This window comes from Halobacillus hunanensis (assembly GCF_900166655.1).
In the GTDB taxonomy this organism is placed as follows: domain Bacteria; phylum Bacillota; class Bacilli; order Bacillales; family Halobacillaceae; genus Halobacillus_A; species Halobacillus_A hunanensis.
In genome coordinates this window covers 398,090-418,368 of sequence record NZ_FVZB01000007.1, presented here as the reverse complement: position 1 = coordinate 418,368, position 20,279 = coordinate 398,090, and the positions used below count along the sequence as shown (strand labels likewise).

The window sequence follows — 20,279 nt, the reverse complement described above, 5'->3', positions numbered from 1 at the left end:
TCTCGTACCCTTATTTCATGACAGGCTGGGCAAGAGCTACAGCCTTTTTAAATTGTCCAATTTTTGAGTAATAGGTGAAGAGCTCTCTTTCAGAACGTTTCACTAAATAAACATGGCCGTATTGTTTAAAGAAAGGCAAAGCATGGTCACTTAAGTAGCTATAGTACTTAATATGATCGTGATGAATTAAATAAATAATCAAGTTAAAAAGATATGTAAACAACGGTGCATCCATTTCTTCAGCTGCTTGAACGGCATTCTCTGCAAAGCTCAACAGTTCACCCTTATAAGAGAGATTCCCTCTGACACAGCTTTGAATATACCCCTCTAACGACAGCAAATAGTTACCAGTATTAACTTTCTTAAGGTTCATGGACTGATTGTAAAGCCTGGCTGCTGTTTCAAAATCCTCCCTAACATAATATTCGAAAGCTAAATTGTGAAGAACTTTGGCCTTTCGTCCTGTTGTATGACACAAATCACAACTCTGAATGAGCGCCTCGTATTTTCTAAGTCGTTCATTGAAATCATGATGTTTATCCTGGCTCTTCAAAATCAATAGCAACATTTCTACATCAATTATTCTTAAGAAGTTGCTCGTTTCTTTGAAATATTGAAGAGCCTCGACAGCACACGTATAGGCCATATGTTTAGCATCATTAGCTTCATAAGCGATCGCCAAATGGTAGTAGTATTCCGGATTTTTGTAAATTTCATTGTTAATCGACTTTAAGATTTCAACAGCCTGCTGATACTCCTGATTTTTTAAAAGAAGGATCCCCCGTACATGTTTAAATAGATTGAATTCATAAGGTGGGAGCGTTTTTTGATTAATATTCCTTACGACCTTACAGGCATCGTCGTTTTTTCCCATTAACAGATAGTAGCGTGCCAACAGTAAGGAGTAAAAGGAATGATACTCAGAGATCTCAATGAGTGGATTGTCCGCGAGTTCATTTCTGATCGCTTCAAACTCCTGTTTCCTCTCCAAACTGATTGCGTTAAGCCAGCGATCAAGCTTTTGTTTTACCGTTATAAAATTATCGATCTCCGCATGCATATTGATGTTTAGACGTTCAGCTACTAGTGATACAATTTCAGAAGAATAATGAGTTTGTCCGAGCTCAATTTTGCTGATATGGGTAACGGAACAAATCCCCCTCCCAAGCTGTTCTTGTGTCATTCCCGATTGCTCACGATAAAACTTAATAATTTTCCCTTCATTCATAATGAGATCCCCTTGTATAAAATAATGAGTTTTATAACCATTTGTTACTAGAGCTATGACTGCATTATGAGTGTATGATCCAGGGAGAAAAATCAAGTCTATGAAACTAAGGTTTAAGTCACACCTATTACACTATTGATTTTTTGTTTTTTTCTCCCATATACTTACAATATTACATGAAGGTCGGGACTTGTTCCACTGTATAAAGGAAATTTCTGGTGAAGGAATCATAAAAGTACACTATGAAAAATACGCCCTTCCTTATACAAAAGCAATAGAAAAACCATCCAACATTTAAGGATGGTTTTCTATTCATCAAATATTTTATTTGCTGATAGACCAATTCTCTTTCTCCTTTAGAAGTCAGGTTCAAATCTTCGACTGATATAAAATCGTTTGGGCCACTCCAATAAAATACTCTGATTCCACAATTATGTGGTTCAACACAACTTTGGCTGTAGGGTTGCTGCTGATCGGTTCACTTTCTTCCATAAGTTTACGGCAAAAGTTAATAAATTGATCACTCTGCTCCAAGCAATAGGAAACGAGCTGCAAAATATCCTGGTAAAGCTTTTGAGAAACTTGTCCATTTGAACGGTTTACGGTCTCGATATACCTGACGACTCGTTGATGTGTCTTGGCAAACTCTTTTTCCCATTCCTTTAGGTCCTGAACATATTGTTGTTCCAAATTGGGAACAAGTTCTCTAATCACAACCGTATGTTCTTCTTCCTGGTGTTTCCAAAACTCCGCCTCATCAAGGACACGCAATGGCATCTGATTTCCATAATAATATTGCATTTATCAGCCCTCCATCTAATATATCTTCCATTTCATATATATTAGAAGGATATGGATTGAGAACTACTAATGGCGGATTTAGAAAATAAATTGAGATACTAATAGAAAAGGAGTTGCACGATACGTCTTTCGTGCAACTCCTTTTTCAAGAAGATCATTCGTTGACAGCTGCCGTTTGTGGCTCTGTAAGTGCTTTTTCTTTTCTGCCATGTGCAAAGTAGTAAACAACTAAAGCGACAATAATTAAGCCTACAAGTGTCTCGTACATCCCTCTATATCCAGATATCGGAACAATATACCCCAATACGAACGGTCCTGCCCCTAATCCTAGATCCAAACCAATAAAATACGTTGAATTGGCTAACCCCATACGATGTTTGGGGGTCACTTTTATAGCCAGCGCTTGGGAGGTGGATTGGAAATTACCATAGCCAAGGCCAATAATGGCTGCAGCAAGTAAAAGGCCCCAGCCTGTCGTTACTTGGCTAAGGAGAAGCATCCCGACTGCAAAGATCAACAGCCCGGGATAGGCAACACTGTTGCCGCCCTTTTTATCCATTAGCGGACCAGAGATAGGACGAGTTAATAAGATAACCACGGCGTACACAAGAAAATAAAAACTACCTGCCTGCACCAAATTAATTTCAGCCGTATACCCCGTGATAAAGGATAAGATTCCTGAATACGCAAAAGCAGCTACAAACATGGAAGTGGCAACTGGCAACGCATTTAGTTCAAAGAAATTGGATAACTTGAATCCCTTCCCTGCTTTGCTTTCTGCACCAGCTATTTTCTCTATGTTTGGTGCTTTTACAACAACGCCGAGCAGGACACTGACCAATGCCATCACGGTAGAAAATACAAAAATACTCGTATAGCCGATCGACGAAACAAGGGCTACCCCGATCAACGGTCCAATCGCTGTAGCTAATACAACACTCATACTAAAATAACCAATTCCCTCGCCGTTTCGACTTGAAGGAATCACCTCAGCAACGATCGTACCTGTAGCTGTTGTCGCCATCCCCAGGGCAATACCCTGTACCAAACGCAGTACAATTAAGGCATAAATACTAATGGAAAGAAAATAGAATAATGACAAAATAAAGAAGGCAGAAATACCCATGATTAATATTTTTTTACTTCCGATATCTTGAATTGTTTTCCCTGAAAATAAGCGTCCTATCAACGATCCAATGACAAATATACTGGCAACTAATCCGCCAAGGCTAGCGGAAGCTCCATATGTTTTGATGGAATAAGTTGTCATGGTGACTAATAATAAATACATCGATAGCATCAACACAAAGTTGACGATCGACACAAAGACAAAATCCTTTGTCCATAATCTCTCTTTAACCAAAAGACCTCATCCTTTCCTATAATCTGTTATCTTTCCTGAAATATGTTCTAAGAGACGAGCAGCAATTAGTTGTTCGTCTTCCGGAATATCCTCTAATAAGTAGCTTTGAAATTGACTAATTTTCTTTTGAACCTGATCACAAATTTCCTGCCCTTTATCCGTTAGTTCAATCACCTTACTTCGTTTATCTGCTCCGGCACTTGCCTGCAAATACCCAAGTTCAATTAACTTGTGCACCATTTTAGTGGTAGTCGGTTTCTCCACTTTTTGATAGATAGCGATATCACTGACGGTTTGACCGCCATTGTGCAAAATAAAATGCATAATTCGCCACTGCGAACTATACAACTGAAATTCGGCTAATTCGTGATTTAATTGGTTTACATAGGGTCTATAGGTTGCGTTATATGCATAAAAAAACTGCTTATAGGGCTTCATCATTTTTTTACCACCTCCAGGATTTAATTAGTTAGCTTAACTAATTAATAAATCGAATTATACCTATTTAACCATCTCATGTCAAAGTCGCCAGGCTAACGAGTGGCTCACATAAAAAGAGAGGATATGAAATTTCCATATCCTCTCCTGCTCTTAACATGCAAAGTAATTGAATTGTACATATCACCAAAGTTGGCCTGTCCAACGAGTAGCTTCTTATTGCTCCGGATACGTTTCCTTTAAAAACTTCACAGATTGGTTGATTAACGCCTTTAATACATCCACATCAATATCTGCGACTTTATTAATGTACACACACGCCTTCCCTGTCTTATGTTTTCCGAAGTCTTGTAATAATCGTTCCCGTTCTGTATCCCCCGTCGCAAAATACAAACTGATTTTTGCTTTTCGCGGTGAAAACCCTACTAATGGTGCGTCGCCTTCGTGACCAGACGCGTATTTATAGTGATAAGAGCCAAACCCGACGATACTCGGTCCCCACATTTTCGCAGGATATCCCGTCGTTTCTGTAAAAATATCTAATAGTTTATAAGCGTCTTCACGTTTCTTAGGACTCTCCACATTTTCAATAAACTCGATGACACTGTTATCGTTTTCCTTTGTTTTCAATTCATACATAATCGGTTCCCCCCCCCTTTTTTTTATTTTGGTTCTTCTGTTTCTACCGGATTTTCTTCATAGGAAGACCAGTCACTCCAACTCCCCACGTATAGCTTGACTGCATCCCCAAAGCCGGCCTCTTTCAATGCAAGAACATTTGCGCTTGCTGTCACACCCGAACCGCAATAGACAATAATTTCTTTTTTGCTTTTCAAAGGCTCAAACCGTTGCTTTAACTCGTCTCCAGTTTTCCATTTTCCATCACTGCCAAGGTTCTCTTTCCAAAACCAGTTGGCTGCACCAGGAATATGTCCTGCTTTTTTATCCATCGGCTCTACTTCACCACGGTAGCGCTCTGGTGCTCGGGCATCGATCAGGGCTGCGTTGCTGCTATTCTTCACTTCTTCGATTCCAACCGCCATCTCATTCCGTGGAGTAGGAGTGAACACAGTTTCTTTCGGAGTTGCTTCGTCCGTTGTAGTTGGATACCCTTGTCCAACCCAGTTTGAATACCCGCTCTCGAGCACCCCTGCTTGATCGTGGCCTAAATATGTTAGCAGCCACCAGAGCCGCGCCGCCATAGCACCACCCTGATCATCGTAAGCTACGACGTATTTTGTCTCATCAATCCCTGCACTGCTTAGCTTTTCGGCAAATTCATCGATCGGCGGCAGCGGGTGCCTGCCGCCATGCCCTTTTACCTGTCCTGATAAATCTTTTTCAAGGTCAAAATAAACCGCTCCGGGAATATGTCCTTCGCTATAATCATTACACCCTTTTTCCGGATCGCTGAGATCAAAACGGCAGTCAGCCACCACAACATTTTCGTCTTCCATATGTTCCCTCAACCACTCTGTACTGACAAGATTCTCTTCTATCATTAGTTTCACCTCACTATTTCTATGCCTGTTATAGAAGTTCGTCTTCTGTTGCTAAAATTCCTTTAATAAGTTGGGTGTTGAATCCAAATAAACCTATTCGCGGATATAGTTCGATTTTCGCGATTATATTGGGATTATCACGGATATATTTTAATTATCGCGGTAATACCGAAATTATCGCGGATAAAAGAAACCCTCTCTTTTTTTAAAACTATAAGCGAAGAGAGGGAGATTCTGCAGAAAGCTTAATCACGTTATCCATAGACATTAAATAACTGGATAGTAAGGCTCATACCTCGGATTATAATAGTAAGGCGGCCTCGGCCCTATTTTAGGAACCTCGAATTCACTAGGATTTTCATCATATAATAGTTTTTCTTTTTCGTCTGACTCGGGAAGTAATAATAATCTGACTTCAGGATTGTAATAGTATTGCACTATAACATCCTCCCATCCACTTTTTATACAATTCTATTCTTCCTCCCCCACCCGTGAGCCTGTACGAGTTAACTTCAAGCAGCCAATCACAGTCGTCGCCCATTTACATAGAGTAATTTGACAATCTCTTTTAGTGAGGAGCGTTAACCAGATGAAGCCTGAAGATAAACCCAGCAAGCAAACGTATCCCATGTATCCGAATTACGGGAAAATAACACGCTATGAGGATATTGCCATCACGGTTCCCGAACAACGTCAGTACCGGCAGCCTGGGGTAGAAAGTTTGATGGTGCCAAGACCAATTATCGAGAACCCTAATTATAAAGGCAGCGGAAAACTGGAAGGAAAAATCGCTCTCATCACAGGTGGTGACAGCGGAATGGGGGCAGCAGCTGCGATTGCTTTTGCAAAAGAAGGGGCAGATGTAGCGATTGCTTACTTGGATGAACATGAGGATGCCAATCGAACGAAAAGAAGAATAGAGGAACTTGGACAACGCTGCTTATTAATGCCCGGTGACCTTAGAAAGAAAGAACAATGCATCGACATTGTCGAACAAACCATTCAAACCTTTGGAGAACTTCACATTCTTTGTAACCATGTCGGCATCCAGTTCCAGCAATTAAGCTTATTGGACATTTCTGATGAACAGTTCGATGACACCTTTAAAGTGAACATATACTCCCACTTTTACACGACCCGTGCAGCGCTTAAATACTTAAAGGCCGAGAGTTCGATCATTAATACAGCTTCCGTCGTTGCATTTGACGGAAATAACCAATTGATTGACTACACAGCGACAAAGGCTGCCATCGTTGGCTTCACACGTGCATTAGCAAGAAGCCTGGTCAGCAAAGGAATTCGCGTAAACGCCATTGCACCTGGTAAAATATGGACTCCGCTCATTCCCGCAAGCTTTTCTGCTGACCAAGTACCCCTAGCTGGAAATTTAATGGATCGTCACGCCCAGCCTTTTGAAGTTGCCCCTACGTTTGTCTATCTGGCTTCGGATGATTCGCGCTATGTAACCGGGCAAACGCAGCATGTAAACGGGGGACAGACATTTGAGTAACAATTAGACACGAGGCGTTGCCCCCTATTCACTTACACAACGCGGACACTGAGTAACAAAGCTAAGTATCCAGCTATCATAAAAAATGAAACCATTAAAAATGAGAATAATGGGGGCATTTTTTTCATAAAAGAAACGATATTCAGCACAAAAAATAATACCGCAAGAATACTTAATAAAACACTATTAGCCCCGAATACTAGTTCCACTGACAAATTCGTGTTAATGGGACCTTCATAAAACAAGGTAAATAACGGTGATAGTCCTTCTAAACTAATGATCGATGCTAAATTGCTCGGAGGCGATTGCTGACTCAATGCACTTGTGGCTGTGAAAATAAGTAAGATGATGATAAACTCCACTTTTGTCCATGGTCTTGGGTCAAAACCAGGACTCTTTTTTAGTTTCTTTTTCATGAGGATGCCATTAATAAATGCGTAGCCGATTAATGGGATAATAAGTAAATGTTTTAGTAATATACTTTGCCCATAAGACACCATCCATGTGTCTGCATAGTCCTGCCAATCCATGGCAAACTGCATCAGCAGTAATCCTGATAAAAGGGTGACAATAAAGCAACAAATTGCGGTGACATGGAACCATTTTAGGAAACGGATCCAGTTGGCAGTATTTTGTGAAAACCATCCTGCAACAAGGACTAGTCCGACCCATACGGAGACTGCTGTAAAGTGAAGGGTGTGAATCACAAAGCCTTTAATCGGATCAATTGAGCTCGCATGGCTTGACCACCCGAGCCCGAAAATAAGCAACAGAACCAGTCCTATTCCAACTAATGAATATCCCTTATGCTTCTTATCATTGATGAATAGGATAAACAAACTCAGGATAATTGACACGACAAAAGTATAAACCCAAGATTTACCGACTTCGAATGTAAGTAAAACCGATTGCAATGCTTGACCTAGACCATAGTCCTGAATCAGGTAAAGAACTAACTGCAGAATCGGCATGAATGAAAACAAGGCAATACCTACTGCTGCCATCAGCCGAATCGCTTTCGGCACAGATAGATTTGGTTTGCGATCAGATGAAACAAGAGAAGAAATATAATAGGCCATCAACAGTGCGAAACAACTATATAAAAGCCCTTGACTGATCACTGTGAGGAAAAACATAGACTACTTTTTCCTCCTCATCATCCACCACACACTGCCAGCAAGTACGAGGACTAAAACAACTACAATCCCAATCATTATACTATTAGAGCTCTCTTCTTGCCCTTCTTCAGCTGATTTTGTTTCTGTTTGTTCATTAGATCCATCCGTCTCTGAATTGTCACTTGTCTCAGTTTCTGTTGCTTGATTGCTTTTTTCAGATTCTTTTGATCCCGTAACACCTTGCTCAGAATCTTGACTAGAATCGTTAGAAGACTCTTTAGCAGGAATATCGACTGTGAAAGAAAACTCTCCTTCTATCGGATGTCCATCCACTCCAATAATGTTCCAGACTACCTGGTACTCACCGTTTTTAAGCGGCTCAGCAATACTCCCTGTCATGGTATTTCCTTCTATTGAAGAATTATTTACTGCAACGGTTTCTCCATTAGCATTCTGCAATTCAAAAGAACTGGTCTGTTCAATTTGCGTTTCAAATGTCAAGGTAATCTCACTTAACTCTTCTGTAACCGTACTTGCATTTTCCGGATTAGAGCTTTGCAAACCGGTATGGGCATACACGTAATTTCCAAACATGAACAAGCAAACAATGGTTAATACTACTACTTTTTTCAATTTATGTTCCCTCCCAAAAATGATCATCTATTATTTCGAATTTCAATCAGCGATCTTTACAGCAATTTTGATCGTGACCGTTCATTTTTTGAAAAACAGCATCCATGGCTTCCCTGAATGAATAAACCTCTCCGCCAAATCCTTGAACGAAATTATTCGCATGCTCTCGCCATTCAAATGTTAAAACCTGAGGTTGACAGCACCCAATACGAATGGAGGTATCCATAACATACCAAGCTAGAGGAGCACTTATCGTTGTAGACCTTAAGAAATCAGGGCAAATCGCTTGGATTACTTTATCTCCCAACTGCCTATGACGCAGCAGCCCGCAATGGGCACAACAAGTCATTTCAATTTTGTTGTTGGATAAAATCAGTCGATACGCTAACTTCTCATGGATACTCCGTCTGCAGTAGACACACATTTCCGGGCCAGGTGCCTCATGAACTGATGAATCATCGCGAACGATCGTAATTCCTCCGAAAGTCTTCATGATAATCCCTTCATCAATCAATGGTTTTACATCACGATGAATGGTCATTTCGGATACACCCAGTACTTTGCTTAACTCCGCTATTTTCATATTGTGTTTGTCCTGAATCAGTTCTTTAATTCGCTGTTGCCGTTCAACTGGTAACATCCATTTTCCACCTCCTCAAATATCTTATATCCAGTAATCAGAGTTATCGCAGAATCTTCTGTTGAATTCTTTTCATTACTATCAAATTGATAGGATGTTTTAATCTGATAAAAATTAACACTTTACAACAATCTATAACTTTATTATGAGAGAACTGAAAGATGAATGCAATATACGCCTAGTTTCCGTTTATGAATATTTGATGAACGACTAATCAGATTTGATTAAAATACCATTTTATATAGATTCCACTAGAAATACATTCATAAAAAAGGGACTTTCTCAAAAATAGAAAGTCCCTTCTTATAAACATTATTAAATTGTTCTCTGCATTACTTTACGTTACAAAATTACGTTCCACAGAAAGTTCGGTAAGGACGATTGGACGGTTCAGGCAATGCTGTATATTCCTCCTGCTCAGACGAATACGCATAAGGGTCAGAAAGAACGCCCATTAGCCGCTTCATCACACTGTAGTCACCCTTTTCCACAGCAGCCTCAAGCGCCTCTTCCACCCGGTGGTTACGCGGGATCACAGCAGGGTTCGATTGCTTCATCAATTGATAAGATGATGTTTTCGTTTGCTGTTGTCTATCCAGTCTCGCCTGCCACTGCTCATACCAATGCGTAAATTCAGTCGTCCCATTCATAGCTGTTTCCTCCGGCTTATCTAGTGTTAAGGCGCGAAACGTATTGGTATAATCAGCTCGATGTTTTTCCATAATCCCCAGAAGATCCTCAATTAGAGGTTCATCTTGTTCTTCTTCGGTTTGGAGACCCAACTTATACCGCATTCCTTCAAGCCAATGGCGACGATACAAATCTTCGTATTCAGTAAGCGCCTCCTGTGCGAGCTCGACTGCATGATCCTGTTGATCATGAATCAGTGGCAGAAGCGTTTCCGCAAAGCGAGCAAGGTTCCACTGACCAATCGGCGGTTGATTTCGATAAGCATAGCGTCCTTGAACATCAATCGAACTGAATACCGTGGCCGGGTCATATTCATCCATGAAAGCGCACGGCCCGTAATCGATCGTCTCACCACTGATCGTCATATTGTCTGTGTTCATCACACCATGAATAAAGCCAACCAGCTGCCATTTGGCGACCAGAGCAGCCTGCCGTTTCACCACTTCCTGATAGAGAGCAAGATAACGATCATTATTGTCCTCAATATTAGGAAAATGGCGCTCTATCGCATAGTCAGCAAGCTTACGCAAATCCTTCTCTGTACCCCAATTCGCCGTGAATTCAAATGTACCAATTCGCAAATGACTGGCAGACACACGAGTCAAAATCGCACCAGGCAGCTCGGTTTCACGCATGACAGGCTCCCCCGTTGTTACCACGGAAAGACTGCGGTTGGTCGGAATCCCCAGCCCATGCATCGCTTCACTGATGATATATTCGCGCAACATCGGTCCTAGAGTCGCCCGGCCATCGCCGCCACGGGAGAATGGCGTCCGGCCCGAACCTTTAAGTTGAATGTCAAACTTTTCACCTGAAGGAGTAACCTGCTCCCCTAATAGTACGGCCCGGCCGTCACCCAGCATGGTAAAGTTCCCAAACTGATGACCGCCATAAGCCTGCGAAATCGTTACAGTACCTTCAGGAATCTGGTTACCGGCCAAGACCTCTACACCTTCTTCACTCTGCAGCTTCTCAGCATCCAATCCTAAAGCTTTTGCCAAAGAATTATTGAAGATAACCAACTCGGGTGATGCTACAGGAGTCGGCTCAGTTTTTTTATAAAATATTTCCGGGAGACGGGCGTAACTGTTGTTAAAATTCCAGCCTATTTCTTGAGTGTGTGTCATCGTATCTCCTTTGCTTGGTTTGTCATTTTATTATCCATCTTTATTCTTCTACAAAAATCGGGAAGCACTCTTTGATTTTTAATTTTTTTAGCAGCCATCTTTCTCTCGTGACACTCACTTTTGATAGAAGCGAATGACCTTCTGTGCGCGCTCTGTAATTTTATTTACTAAATATTCCGGCGACAGAACTTTCAATTGGTCTCCAAAGCCTAACAAGAAGTTTACAGCTTCCTCTTCAGTTGGAAAAATCAATTCCATTTCCGTCCAGCCATTCTCTTTCAGCTTATCAGAATGAGTCGTCTGAACAAAACGCCCCGTAAACATAATTCTCTCTCTTGCTGAAGGAGAAGCCGCCACTTTTACATGGAATTCAGGAAGGTTTTGCACAAAATCCTTCTTGGATTCCTCCCAATAGTCGGCAAGCTTAAAGTGGCTGGGTCTGTCAAAATACTCCTCCAACAGAACAGCCTGTAAGATTCGCACCACCTTATAATTACGATAGTCATCCCTTTCGTTCAGAGCCGCGACATACCATGTACTGCCTTTGGCTACTAATCCTAAAGGTTTGATGCTCACCTCTTTGGTCACCCCATTAGCTTTTTTATAATGCAGCCTTACTTGCTGTTCGTTCATGACCGCTTCTTGCAAGACATTCATCACAGGGGACAGATCAATCCTCTTGTCTCTCCAAGTTCCCATGTCGACATAGATTCGTTCCCACAGGTTAAGAGCTTGCTCTCTCGATGGCTGCGGAAGTGACAGTGCCAGCTTGTCCCTTAAATCCGCGATCGACGCATCGATATTCAAATCAGAGAGAAGCTTTTCCGCATGAGGCAAAAATAAGGTCAGAACTTCTTTTTCCTTTAGCCAGCTTAATTTTTGCTTCCAGCCATCAACAAGTCTCCAGCCTCCACTCTTACCCCTTTCTGAATAAACGGGAATGCCCGCTGCATGCAAAGATTCCATATCCCTGTGAATCGTTCGCTCTGAAACTTCCAGCTCGCGTGCAAGCGTCGGCGTCGAAATGGTGGTCCCGTATTGCAGAAGGATTAAAATCTTTATCATTCTCTCAGCTTTCATGTGTAAACTCCTTAAGAAAACTTTATCCAATCTTGACATTAGGTGTCATATATTCACTTTATACTAACCTTAACCAAATAGAAAGGATGGATGAACATGACGACTTTGAAAAATAAAGTAGCGATTGTAGCGGGGGCAACGAGAGGAGCGGGACGCGCGATCGCCATCAAACTCGGGGAAGCTGAAGCAACCGTCTATGTTACAGGACGTACGACGAGACAACAATCATCTCCCATGCTGCGAAGTGAAACGATCGAGGAGACAGCTGAGCTCGTGAGTAAAGCTGGAGGACACGGCATTCCAATACAAGTGGATCACACTGACGAATCTCAAGTTAAACAATTTATAGAAAAAGTTAACCAGGACCAAAACGGCCAGTTAGACATTCTGGTCAATGACATCTGGGGTGGGGATCCACTAACAGAGTGGGGCAAAGATATCGGCGAGCACAGCTTAGACATGGGACTGCAGCTGCACAAACAAGCCGTGCTATCCCATATTATCACCTCCCATCATGCAGTCCCACTTATGAAGAAAAACAATACCGGCCTTATTATCGAGATCACGGACGGAACAGATAACCAATATCGAGGAAATTTCTATTACAGCCTTGCCAAAATCTCAAACATCCATATGGCTTATGCTATCGCAGAAGACCTCAAAGAATACAACATTACATCGCTTGCCTTAACACCCGGCTTCCTGCGTTCAGAATACATGTTAGATCTTTTCGGAGTCACAGAAGACAACTGGAAGGAAGGCGCAAAAGTGGAAAAACACTTTATTGCGTCTGAAACTCCTTTTTACATTGGAGAAGCCTTAAAGCAACTTGCCTTAGACCCTGACGTCCGAAGGTTTAACGGCGAGACGTTAAGTACATGGGGTCTGTCGGAGGTCTATGATTTTAAGGACAGTGACGGGACACAGCCTCACTGGGGAAATTACTACGAGAAGTATGTGAAGTAATTTGAATGCAGTGCTTAATTAGTGGCGGAACCTGCGTATCATGACTGTCCAGGTGAAAGATAGCGACCTAACTCAGCAAGATACCTCCGTAACGTGAAGGGATAACGTCCTAACTGAAGGTTATAGCTCCCTAACGCTAACCGATAACGACCTAATGCAGTGGCATAGCTCCCTAACCCAATATCCCACCCTTTCTTGAGATGACTTTTCGAAAATTGAGGACAAAAGCAGGCGACCTTGCCAGAGAAGTGCAGGGTCGCCTTTTAAAATGAAATAAAATTCCCTTATATTTCCTATTTTATAATGGTAAGTAGTTCTGCCAAGTCATCAATTATATAATCCGCCTGGAAATCTCCAGCCCAATGATGGTCCCTTTTCCAAACACCTTTCATTCCAAGTCTTTGTGCAGCTTGTACATCTTTTTCAGGGTGATCGCCAACAAATATACTTTCTTCTGGCAAGACATTATGAAAAATTAAAGACTATCTGGGTAAACAACTTCAACCATTGGCCATTTGGACTTCCACTTTTTCTTTTCCACTCTCTCTTTATAAACTTCTAATCCTTTTCCTTCCCTGTAGAGAGGTGTAGGTTGAACTTCCATATTAACAGCATCTTTCAACCCATGAGGTGCAGTTAGGATGACCTGACCATCATCGTCTAGTTTTAGCCCTAAAGAAGTTACTGTTTCAGGAAATTTCGATATAGCATCAACGGAGGATAAGTAAGGCGGTAATCCACTTTTAAGATGCATTCTTGCCTGATTTTTCACGGACCAGGGAATGTTCGGCTCAAGGGTATGAAGTTCTTTTTCTATAAGAATAACTTTGGTCTTGTCTTTGTTTTTATCAAAATAGATTACATCAACATCAGGCAATGTTGTATTCCTACTGTAACCATGCTGAATATCCCAAATCTTTGAACGTACAAACCCAGCACAAACCCACCAATCTGATAAGTTTAGAGATTTAACTGTTCTCAGGACACGCATCATACGATCGTCTTCCTTTACGATTTGTAAAAGATCACTCTCATTAGTGATAAGCATCGTCTATTCATCCCCATTTATGTACTACTTCCTACATTTATTCCTCGTGGAAACGCCTCTAATTCAATAGAAATCCCTGTAGCGCAACATAGAATCCAAACACAGATGCACCAATAAACAAAAACCCCATGAAGCTTCTTCGACTTTTCTGAAACTCGTCGATTCCCATTACGATCATCAACCCGCCTAGTAATAAATTCATCAATGACAGAAACCTAAAATCTTTGGTGATTAGGCTATACGCCGATAAAGAAAGTAAAAGTACTGATAAGATCACCCTGCTGATTTTTAGCAACATCTGTCCTCCTAGAACCCTGTTTTGTAAGATTTGTGTTCATAACTATAAGACCTCCTGTTTCTTGTAATCTACTTTTCTCCTCCTAGGCTTATTAAACTGTGTCGTTAAAATCACACCACTAATTACAATAACTGCGCCAATCATTTGCATAACTGTAATCGTTTCTCCAAGCCAGAAATAAGCACCGACCATCGTTACAACAGGCAGGAAGTTCAGAAACACAGAAGCCTTGGAAGGTCCAAGTGCATCAACTGCTCGATTATACAAAATTAACGCTATAAACGAAGGAAAAATTCCTAGATACAACAGCCCTAACACATGACTTGACCCATTAAATGACGGGACTCCTGTCACCCACCATTCGATTAACACAACCGGGAATAATAGGACCACCGAAATACCTGTCATGAGAAGGATCGCAGCGAACGATGGAAATAGATGCATGTACTGCTTCACATAGACTGAATAAACCGCCCAGGACACGATCGATCCAATCATTAGACCATCACCGATATTCCAAGCCATAGATGTGAGTTGAAATAACCTGCCATCCATCACCACCCACACAGCCCCAAGTAAGGAAAGCATGATCCCAGACCATTGTATAAAGCTCAGTTTTTCTTTTAACATAAAAGCGCTAATAATCACTGTTACAACTGGTATCACACTTTCCAATACAGACACGTTTGTGGCTGTTGTGAACTGCAAGGCACCGTAAATAAACGTGTTGAAAAAAGTGATCCCAGCCAAGGCCATGATTAAGAACGGCCGTTTATTTTCCCAAAAAGTTAACCGATATTTCCATGCCTTTTTATATCCAAGTGGGAATAAAACGAGAAAGGCAATCAGCAGTCGGATGAAAGCAATCGTAAACGGAGGTAAATCATTAATAGATTTTCCAATAAGAATATTGCCAGCATATATAATGACCACTAGCACCATAAATAGATAGGAATACATCCTGTCCCCTCCTCTCCTATTTTGCTTATCTATTTCATTCGTACTCTCAACTATGAAATTCAAATTGCATTTTCTGGTAAGATAATAACATACTTATTAGAGAAAGAGGGTTGAGAAGCTTGGAGAAGGAGTACTTTATCGGCATCGTGCCGCCAGAAAAATACTTGAAACGTATTGAGTCCTTTCAGAGGAAATGGCTGGAAGATTTACATGTAGAACCACATATTACTTTGAAAGCACAGGGCGGACTGACCCCGGATAAAAACTGGATCGCCAAAGTTCAAAAAGTCTGCGAGCATTTTAAACCTTTTCACAATTCATTGGATCAACCTATGTATTTCGGTGATAACATTTTATATTTAAGCGCTCCATCAAACCATTTGCATGCCCTGCATCAAAAAATAGTTCAGGAGATTTCACCACCCGCTGATTTAATTAAACACTATTTTGAACTTGATGATTTTGTTCCCCATTTAACCTTGGCAAAAGAACAGTATGGTCTCTCAAAGCAACAGTTAAAAGATATGGAAACATTAGCAAACAAGGAATTAACTCCTTACCCCAGTTTCACAGTCAATTTTGTTAGAATCTATGAACTAAACGTCACAAAGCAAAAATATGAACACTTCCTAGATATTCCTTTGGATAGTTGATCTTGAATCAAATGCTCCCACGCCATAATTAACAAAAACACGAGCAAAAGTAGTGCTCGTGTTTACCATTTATGGTCAGTCATTAATAGTACTGGTTCATTTGGAAAAAGGGATCATGAGTCATTCTTACGTTTTTTCAAAGAGATATTTAGGGTTATTATTGAAATAATTAAAGCAATAATCGAGATAATGAAAGCAAGTGTCAGCATATGACCAATCACTCCTTTTCTTGCAATTATTGAATAAAGAGGGTATGATAAACGTAAGATAATGAGGTGGAAAGGGGAATATTCCCCTTTCCTTTAACAGACTCTGAACCTTTACCGTTGATGGCGGTTGAGGTTCTTTTTCTTTTTACGTTTTGATACTAAAAGCACAGTCAAATTGATGACTGCTACAGTTAGATTTATACAAGCCGTAATCAGAAGGAAAATCTGCTCCATTACTTACACCCCCTTTCTTTTTGGGGGTTGAGAGTATCATACCCTCGTTACATATTATACCATCTCCCTTAAACGCACGTACAAAAAATCTCCATTAAATACTGATCTTATTTATAATACATAGAAAACCGATGAATTATTGAAATAAATGATGCAATAATCGCTCTTTATCTTCAAAAAATTGCTTCATCATACTGTAGTGCCCTGTATTTTCTAACTGTGTCTCGTTCATTCCCTCATCACTAAGTTCAATAATCTTAGCATTAGGATAAGCCATGATCATTGGGGAATGAGTGGAGATTAAAAATTGCGAACCTTTTTGAACAAGTTCATGGATTCGAGTCAGCATGGACAGTTGTCTTATGGGAGATAGTGCAGCTTCGGGCTCATCCAATATATATAATCCATTCCCTTGAAAACGATTCGTAAAGGCTGCAAAAAAAGATTCTCCATGAGATTGTTTGTGTAGAGATTTTCCTCCAAATGAATCAACAATCTTAGGTCCTGAAGATGGGTACTTGTCTAACTCCTCAATATTTGTCGCTAGATTGTAGAATGTTTCAGCACGAAAGAAAAAGCTATCTTTAGGTCTGTACACCCCTTTAGACAAAAGTAAGTATTGATCGAGGATAGAATGGGAATCATAACTCGAAAAATTGAAATTCAGTGTACCACCTTCAGGATTAAAACCAAACTTTATGGCGATACCTTCTAAAAGTGTTGATTTTCCCATACCGTTTTCCCCAACAATATAGGTAACATTGGGATGGAAAAACAGTTCCGTAAAATTTTTGATCACTGGTAAGCAAAAGGGGAAAGTCTCATATGAGGGTAGATCTTCAGATTTTAATTTGAGACTTTTTATATACTGTGTATCTTGGTTTAACTTCACTTTGCAAACTCCCCCTCCTCTTTAAAGTTCCTGCTGAGTAAAACGATTATAAGCTTGAGCTTTATTTTACCACACATCAAAAAAAATGAATGACATGGTTCTTTCTCACAATACCCATCAGCAAATATATAGGTTATATCTGGTATCTAACTGATTCCCGAAACATGGCGCGCCCCATCACAGTTTGACATGTAACCTTTTGGTGTTATAATTTAAATAAAACCAAATGGTGTTATATTTAGGAGGTTACGTATGGATCAAAATCAAACCGTACCAGAAATTAAAAAGCAAGTTATCTTTGATGCCCCCGTAGAAAAGGTATGGCAAGCTGTCTCTTCCGCAGAAGGCATGGCTGAATGGTTTATGCCCAATAATTTAAAGCCCATTGAGGGGCATGAGTTTTATCTTGAATCGCCTTTTGAAACATCTTCATGTAAAGTCTTAACGGTAAACCCGCCTAAGGAACTTTCCTTTTCCTGGGGGGATCAGGGCTGGGTCGTACATTTTTTATTAGAAGAAGTTGAGGGGAAAACGGAATTTACGTTGATTCACGCAGGTTGGGGACATCCCGATGAGAAGATGCGTCCAACAGACAAAACTCATTTGGATACACGTAATACGATGAATAATGGCTGGGAAAGCATCGTCCATGAAAGATTGCGAAAGGTTGTCGAGGGCAGATGACGGCGGCACCTAAGCATGATGTCTATCAGGCTATTGCCGATCCTTCAAGACGAGAAATGCTGGAACTGCTTGCGAAAAACGATTCTTCCATAAAAGAAATAGGCAGTCATTTTTCAATCAGTCGTACAGCGATAGTAAAGCATTTGAATGTTTTAGCAGATGCCGACCTGGTAACAGACCGCAAATCAGGCCGTGAAAAAATTTATTCGCTTCAGCCTGCTCAATTACTGGAAGTGCAAGAATGGATCTCCTACTTCGAGAAGTTCTGGGATAATAAACTTTCTATGTTAAAACATATGGTTGAAAAAGATACCGAAGAATAATTTATACTAAAGGCGGCTGACTGCTGAGTCAGTCGCCTTTTTTGTATAGCTTCCTTTCGGTGTTCCATAGGAGGTTCTCTCCAGTTAATGGAAAGACTTCTTATCTATAAGCCCCCAAATTCAACATGAACCTGTTTCAAAAACTATCCGAAAGACTCATGATTGAGAATTAATCCGTGTGTTACGGTATAAATGACTTATTGGTCAAAAAATGAACTAATAAGTCAAAATGATGAATAAAGAGACAAGTTCGACAAAGAAAAACTGAGAAAGATGGGAGGTTTTGCGGTGGCAAAATACGCAATGATTGATCAGGAAGCTTGTATCGGCTGTGGTAATTGTGAGGGCTTGGCTCCAGACATTTTCGATCTTGACGATGAGGGATTAGCATTCGTCAAAACAGACCAGAATCAAGGATCTGTCCCTATATCCGAGGATAAAGTTGAACAACTAGAAGAAGCCTTAGAGGAATGCCCCACGGGTGCAATCAAGGTAGCCGATCACCCTTTTTCGGAGCAAAATTAAGCGTTATGATTCACTTTTCTCAAAGTTATTTGCAAGGAAAATAAGAGACTCGTAGTGTTCCACCAATTGTGAGGATAATTTTTGAAGGGAGACAGCTATTTTTATGAATAAAGAAGTCATCTCACTGAAAGAAGTCAAATCGTTTCAGACACGTTCAGAAGAATTTTTTCCAATTAATTGGTACAAAGAAATGCTCCATCATCACCCTGTTCATTATAATGAAGCAACAAATACGTGGCATGTTTTTAAATATGAGCATGTAAAAGAAGTATTAAGTAACTATGAGGTCTTTTCAAGTGAGGGATCTAGGACAACCATTCCTGTGGGGGCCAATAACAAAGAAGGATCGATTCCCGATGCTGTCAACGTAACGATGGTTGATCCACCGAATCACCGAAAAAGACGTTCCTTATTAGCGGCAGCTTTTACACCTCGCAGTTTAAAAAATTGGGAACCTCGCATTGAGCGGATTGCTGCCGAACTCGTAGAAGACATTGAAGGAAACTCTACTGTTGATATCGTAGAAGCATTGGCAGCCCCTTTGCCGAGCATGGTGATCACAGAATTATTTGGTGTGCCTATCGAAGATCAATCAAAGTTTAAACACTGGGTTGACATCCTATTCCAGCCTTTTGACAAAGAAAACCAAGAGGAAATGGATCTGAAGAAGCAGGCTGCTGCCAAAGAATATTACCAATACCTCTACCCTATTGTTGTGGAGAAACGATCAAATCCAGCTGAGGATATCATCTCTGACTTAATAAAATCTGAAGTAGACGGTGAGAAGTTTACCGATGATGAAATTGTCCGAACGACGATGGCTATTTTAGGGGCAGGTGTTGAAACAACGAGTCACGCGCTGGCGAATTCCTTTTATGCATTGCTTTACGATGACCCATCCCTCTATGAAGAACTTCGAAATGATGTCGAATTGGTTCCAAAAGCTGTAGAAGAAATGCTTCGCTATCGTTTTCAAAGCTCTAAACGAGACCGTACCGTTAAAAAAGACAACAACTTGTTAGGACATGAACTAAAAGAAGGGGATGTTGTCGTGGCTTGGATGAGTGCGGCCAATCTTGATGAAGACATGTTTGACGACCCGTTCTCTCTCAATATCCATCGAGCAAACAACAAGAAGCATTTAACATTCGGTAAAGGACCGCACTTTTGTCTGGGTGCCCCTCTAGCACGATTAGAATTAACGATTGCTCTAAAAACATTCTTACAAAAGTTTTCTCGTATCGAACCTGTAGAATCGTTTGATTTGGAGGAACATTTAACAAGCTCAGCTCCTGGGCAGTCTTTAACTCATCTTCCTATTAAAGTGTATAAATAGACATTAGAAAGGGCCAAGGTG

At 40.7% G+C, this 20,279-nt stretch carries 25 protein-coding genes; 7 read left to right on the top strand and 18 right to left on the bottom strand.

Going from position 1 to position 20,279, the window contains the following annotated elements; translation table 11 throughout:
- Nucleotides 1-10: 10 nt before the first annotated feature.
- The 7 genes from B5354_RS14735 to B5354_RS20545 all read right to left on the bottom strand — a co-directional run bounded on the left by B5354_RS14735 (nt 11) and on the right by B5354_RS20545 (nt 5,770).
- Nucleotides 11-1,228: a helix-turn-helix domain-containing protein gene (locus tag B5354_RS14735; RefSeq protein ID WP_079529569.1), complete on the bottom strand. Its 1,218-nt coding sequence runs from the start codon at nt 1,226-1,228 to the stop codon at nt 11-13.
- 369 nt (nt 1,229-1,597) lie between these two features.
- Nucleotides 1,598-2,029 carry a DUF2935 domain-containing protein gene (locus tag B5354_RS14730; RefSeq protein ID WP_079529568.1) on the bottom strand — a complete coding sequence of 144 codons (432 nt, stop codon included), beginning with the start codon at nt 2,027-2,029 and terminating at the stop codon, nt 1,598-1,600.
- Between the two features lie 154 nt (nt 2,030-2,183).
- Entirely contained in the window at nt 2,184-3,392 is a 1,209-nt protein-coding gene (locus B5354_RS14725; RefSeq protein ID WP_079529567.1) for an MFS transporter, read from the bottom strand.
- A gap of 6 nt (nt 3,393-3,398) precedes the next feature.
- Nucleotides 3,399-3,833 carry a MarR family winged helix-turn-helix transcriptional regulator gene (locus tag B5354_RS14720; RefSeq protein WP_079529566.1) on the bottom strand — a complete coding sequence of 145 codons (435 nt, stop codon included), beginning with the start codon at nt 3,831-3,833 and terminating at the stop codon, nt 3,399-3,401.
- A 213-nt stretch (nt 3,834-4,046) separates the two neighbouring features.
- Complete coding sequence (locus tag B5354_RS14715; protein ID WP_079529565.1) at nt 4,047-4,469, bottom strand: DUF1801 domain-containing protein; 423 nt, start codon at nt 4,467-4,469, stop codon at nt 4,047-4,049.
- 23 nt (nt 4,470-4,492) lie between these two features.
- Complete coding sequence (locus B5354_RS14710; protein ID WP_079529564.1) at nt 4,493-5,332, bottom strand: sulfurtransferase; 840 nt, start codon at nt 5,330-5,332, stop codon at nt 4,493-4,495.
- Nucleotides 5,333-5,599: 267 nt separating this feature from the next.
- Nucleotides 5,600-5,770, bottom strand: coding sequence for a hypothetical protein (locus B5354_RS20545; RefSeq protein WP_176142504.1), 171 nt, complete (start codon nt 5,768-5,770; stop codon nt 5,600-5,602).
- A 151-nt stretch (nt 5,771-5,921) separates the two neighbouring features.
- Between B5354_RS20545 and B5354_RS14705 the strand changes: the two genes are divergently transcribed.
- Nucleotides 5,922-6,842, top strand: coding sequence for an SDR family oxidoreductase (locus tag B5354_RS14705; RefSeq protein ID WP_079529563.1), 921 nt, complete (start codon nt 5,922-5,924; stop codon nt 6,840-6,842).
- 32 nt (nt 6,843-6,874) lie between these two features.
- Here the strand turns inward: B5354_RS14705 and B5354_RS14700 are convergent, their stop codons facing one another.
- The 5 genes from B5354_RS14700 to B5354_RS14680 all read right to left on the bottom strand — a co-directional run bounded on the left by B5354_RS14700 (nt 6,875) and on the right by B5354_RS14680 (nt 12,130).
- Nucleotides 6,875-7,978 carry a copper resistance D family protein gene (locus B5354_RS14700; protein ID WP_245804803.1) on the bottom strand — a complete coding sequence of 368 codons (1,104 nt, stop codon included), beginning with the start codon at nt 7,976-7,978 and terminating at the stop codon, nt 6,875-6,877.
- Nucleotides 7,979-7,981: 3 nt separating this feature from the next.
- The gene (locus tag B5354_RS14695) at nt 7,982-8,593 is read right to left on the bottom strand and encodes a copper resistance CopC family protein (protein WP_176142503.1); all 612 of its coding nucleotides are present in this window, start codon (nt 8,591-8,593) and stop codon (nt 7,982-7,984) included.
- 46 nt (nt 8,594-8,639) lie between these two features.
- Nucleotides 8,640-9,233, bottom strand: a complete 594-nt coding sequence (locus B5354_RS14690; RefSeq protein WP_079529561.1) for a DeoR family transcriptional regulator — start codon at nt 9,231-9,233, stop codon at nt 8,640-8,642.
- 350 nt (nt 9,234-9,583) lie between these two features.
- Nucleotides 9,584-11,050 (bottom strand): protein adenylyltransferase SelO, encoded by a 1,467-nt coding sequence (locus B5354_RS14685; RefSeq protein ID WP_079529560.1) that lies wholly within the window; start codon nt 11,048-11,050, stop codon nt 9,584-9,586.
- 114 nt (nt 11,051-11,164) lie between these two features.
- A complete protein-coding gene (locus B5354_RS14680; protein WP_176142502.1) occupies nt 11,165-12,130 on the bottom strand; it encodes a helix-turn-helix transcriptional regulator in 966 nt (321 codons plus the stop codon).
- A gap of 96 nt (nt 12,131-12,226) precedes the next feature.
- On the opposite strand from B5354_RS14680, the gene B5354_RS14675 reads away from it, so the two are divergent.
- Nucleotides 12,227-13,096: an SDR family oxidoreductase gene (locus tag B5354_RS14675; protein ID WP_079529558.1), complete on the top strand. Its 870-nt coding sequence runs from the start codon at nt 12,227-12,229 to the stop codon at nt 13,094-13,096.
- A 293-nt stretch (nt 13,097-13,389) separates the two neighbouring features.
- Here the strand turns inward: B5354_RS14675 and B5354_RS14670 are convergent, their stop codons facing one another.
- From B5354_RS14670 to B5354_RS14655, 4 genes are all read right to left on the bottom strand, one after another.
- The gene (locus B5354_RS14670) at nt 13,390-13,557 is read right to left on the bottom strand and encodes an HAD family hydrolase (RefSeq protein WP_245804802.1); all 168 of its coding nucleotides are present in this window, start codon (nt 13,555-13,557) and stop codon (nt 13,390-13,392) included.
- Nucleotides 13,558-13,571: 14 nt separating this feature from the next.
- A complete protein-coding gene (locus tag B5354_RS14665) occupies nt 13,572-14,144 on the bottom strand; it encodes a nucleotidyltransferase family protein (protein WP_079529556.1) in 573 nt (190 codons plus the stop codon).
- A gap of 58 nt (nt 14,145-14,202) precedes the next feature.
- Nucleotides 14,203-14,346 carry a DUF3953 domain-containing protein gene (locus B5354_RS21090; RefSeq protein WP_425432155.1) on the bottom strand — a complete coding sequence of 48 codons (144 nt, stop codon included), beginning with the start codon at nt 14,344-14,346 and terminating at the stop codon, nt 14,203-14,205.
- A gap of 138 nt (nt 14,347-14,484) precedes the next feature.
- The gene (locus tag B5354_RS14655) at nt 14,485-15,402 is read right to left on the bottom strand and encodes a DMT family transporter (RefSeq protein ID WP_079529554.1); all 918 of its coding nucleotides are present in this window, start codon (nt 15,400-15,402) and stop codon (nt 14,485-14,487) included.
- A 119-nt stretch (nt 15,403-15,521) separates the two neighbouring features.
- Here B5354_RS14655 and B5354_RS14650 point away from each other — a divergent pair, with 119 nt between their 5' ends.
- Nucleotides 15,522-16,055 (top strand): 2'-5' RNA ligase family protein, encoded by a 534-nt coding sequence (locus B5354_RS14650; RefSeq protein WP_079529553.1) that lies wholly within the window; start codon nt 15,522-15,524, stop codon nt 16,053-16,055.
- Between the two features lie 320 nt (nt 16,056-16,375).
- On the opposite strand, the gene B5354_RS20935 is transcribed toward B5354_RS14650, so the two are convergent.
- Together B5354_RS20935 and B5354_RS14645 are read right to left on the bottom strand one after the other, a co-directional pair.
- A complete protein-coding gene (locus tag B5354_RS20935; protein WP_281252747.1) occupies nt 16,376-16,498 on the bottom strand; it encodes a hypothetical protein in 123 nt (40 codons plus the stop codon).
- Nucleotides 16,499-16,634: 136 nt separating this feature from the next.
- A complete protein-coding gene (locus B5354_RS14645) occupies nt 16,635-17,390 on the bottom strand; it encodes an AAA family ATPase (RefSeq protein WP_079529552.1) in 756 nt (251 codons plus the stop codon).
- 252 nt (nt 17,391-17,642) lie between these two features.
- Here B5354_RS14645 and B5354_RS14640 point away from each other — a divergent pair, with 252 nt between their 5' ends.
- The 4 genes from B5354_RS14640 to B5354_RS14625 all read left to right on the top strand — a co-directional run bounded on the left by B5354_RS14640 (nt 17,643) and on the right by B5354_RS14625 (nt 20,258).
- Nucleotides 17,643-18,074, top strand: a complete 432-nt coding sequence (locus B5354_RS14640) for an SRPBCC family protein (RefSeq protein WP_079529551.1) — start codon at nt 17,643-17,645, stop codon at nt 18,072-18,074.
- Nucleotides 18,071-18,397 carry an ArsR/SmtB family transcription factor gene (locus tag B5354_RS14635; protein ID WP_079529550.1) on the top strand — a complete coding sequence of 109 codons (327 nt, stop codon included), beginning with the start codon at nt 18,071-18,073 and terminating at the stop codon, nt 18,395-18,397. The genes B5354_RS14640 and B5354_RS14635 overlap by 4 nt, the downstream gene beginning before the upstream one ends.
- Before the next feature lie 288 nt (nt 18,398-18,685).
- A complete protein-coding gene (locus B5354_RS14630) occupies nt 18,686-18,922 on the top strand; it encodes a ferredoxin (RefSeq protein WP_079529549.1) in 237 nt (78 codons plus the stop codon).
- 103 nt (nt 18,923-19,025) lie between these two features.
- The gene (locus B5354_RS14625; protein WP_079529548.1) at nt 19,026-20,258 is read left to right on the top strand and encodes a cytochrome P450; all 1,233 of its coding nucleotides are present in this window, start codon (nt 19,026-19,028) and stop codon (nt 20,256-20,258) included.
- Nucleotides 20,259-20,279 lie beyond the last annotated feature (21 nt).

What these genes read in the sequence shown, in the direction of transcription:
- B5354_RS14685 (WP_079529560.1), bottom strand. Translation starts at nt 11,050, where the DNA reads ATGACACACACTCAAGAAATAGGCTGGAATTTTAACAACAGTTACGCC.
- B5354_RS14705 (WP_079529563.1), top strand. Translation starts at nt 5,922, where the DNA reads ATGAAGCCTGAAGATAAACCCAGCAAGCAAACGTATCCCATGTATCCG.
- B5354_RS14675 (WP_079529558.1), top strand. Translation starts at nt 12,227, where the DNA reads ATGACGACTTTGAAAAATAAAGTAGCGATTGTAGCGGGGGCAACGAGA.
- B5354_RS14655 (WP_079529554.1), bottom strand. Translation starts at nt 15,402, where the DNA reads ATGTATTCCTATCTATTTATGGTGCTAGTGGTCATTATATATGCTGGC.
- B5354_RS14640 (WP_079529551.1), top strand. Translation starts at nt 17,643, where the DNA reads ATGGATCAAAATCAAACCGTACCAGAAATTAAAAAGCAAGTTATCTTT.
- B5354_RS14700 (WP_245804803.1), bottom strand. Translation starts at nt 7,978, where the DNA reads ATGTTTTTCCTCACAGTGATCAGTCAAGGGCTTTTATATAGTTGTTTC.
- B5354_RS14720 (WP_079529566.1), bottom strand. Translation starts at nt 3,833, where the DNA reads ATGATGAAGCCCTATAAGCAGTTTTTTTATGCATATAACGCAACCTAT.
- B5354_RS20935 (WP_281252747.1), bottom strand. Translation starts at nt 16,498, where the DNA reads ATGGAGCAGATTTTCCTTCTGATTACGGCTTGTATAAATCTAACTGTA.
- B5354_RS14680 (WP_176142502.1), bottom strand. Translation starts at nt 12,130, where the DNA reads ATGAAAGCTGAGAGAATGATAAAGATTTTAATCCTTCTGCAATACGGG.
- B5354_RS14730 (WP_079529568.1), bottom strand. Translation starts at nt 2,029, where the DNA reads ATGCAATATTATTATGGAAATCAGATGCCATTGCGTGTCCTTGATGAG.
- B5354_RS14710 (WP_079529564.1), bottom strand. Translation starts at nt 5,332, where the DNA reads ATGATAGAAGAGAATCTTGTCAGTACAGAGTGGTTGAGGGAACATATG.
- B5354_RS14665 (WP_079529556.1), bottom strand. Translation starts at nt 14,144, where the DNA reads ATGCTTATCACTAATGAGAGTGATCTTTTACAAATCGTAAAGGAAGAC.
- B5354_RS14715 (WP_079529565.1), bottom strand. Translation starts at nt 4,469, where the DNA reads ATGTATGAATTGAAAACAAAGGAAAACGATAACAGTGTCATCGAGTTT.
- B5354_RS14625 (WP_079529548.1), top strand. Translation starts at nt 19,026, where the DNA reads ATGAATAAAGAAGTCATCTCACTGAAAGAAGTCAAATCGTTTCAGACA.
- B5354_RS14635 (WP_079529550.1), top strand. Translation starts at nt 18,071, where the DNA reads ATGACGGCGGCACCTAAGCATGATGTCTATCAGGCTATTGCCGATCCT.
- B5354_RS14690 (WP_079529561.1), bottom strand. Translation starts at nt 9,233, where the DNA reads ATGTTACCAGTTGAACGGCAACAGCGAATTAAAGAACTGATTCAGGAC.
- B5354_RS21090 (WP_425432155.1), bottom strand. Translation starts at nt 14,346, where the DNA reads ATGAATTTATTACTAGGCGGGTTGATGATCGTAATGGGAATCGACGAG.
- B5354_RS14735 (WP_079529569.1), bottom strand. Translation starts at nt 1,228, where the DNA reads ATGAATGAAGGGAAAATTATTAAGTTTTATCGTGAGCAATCGGGAATG.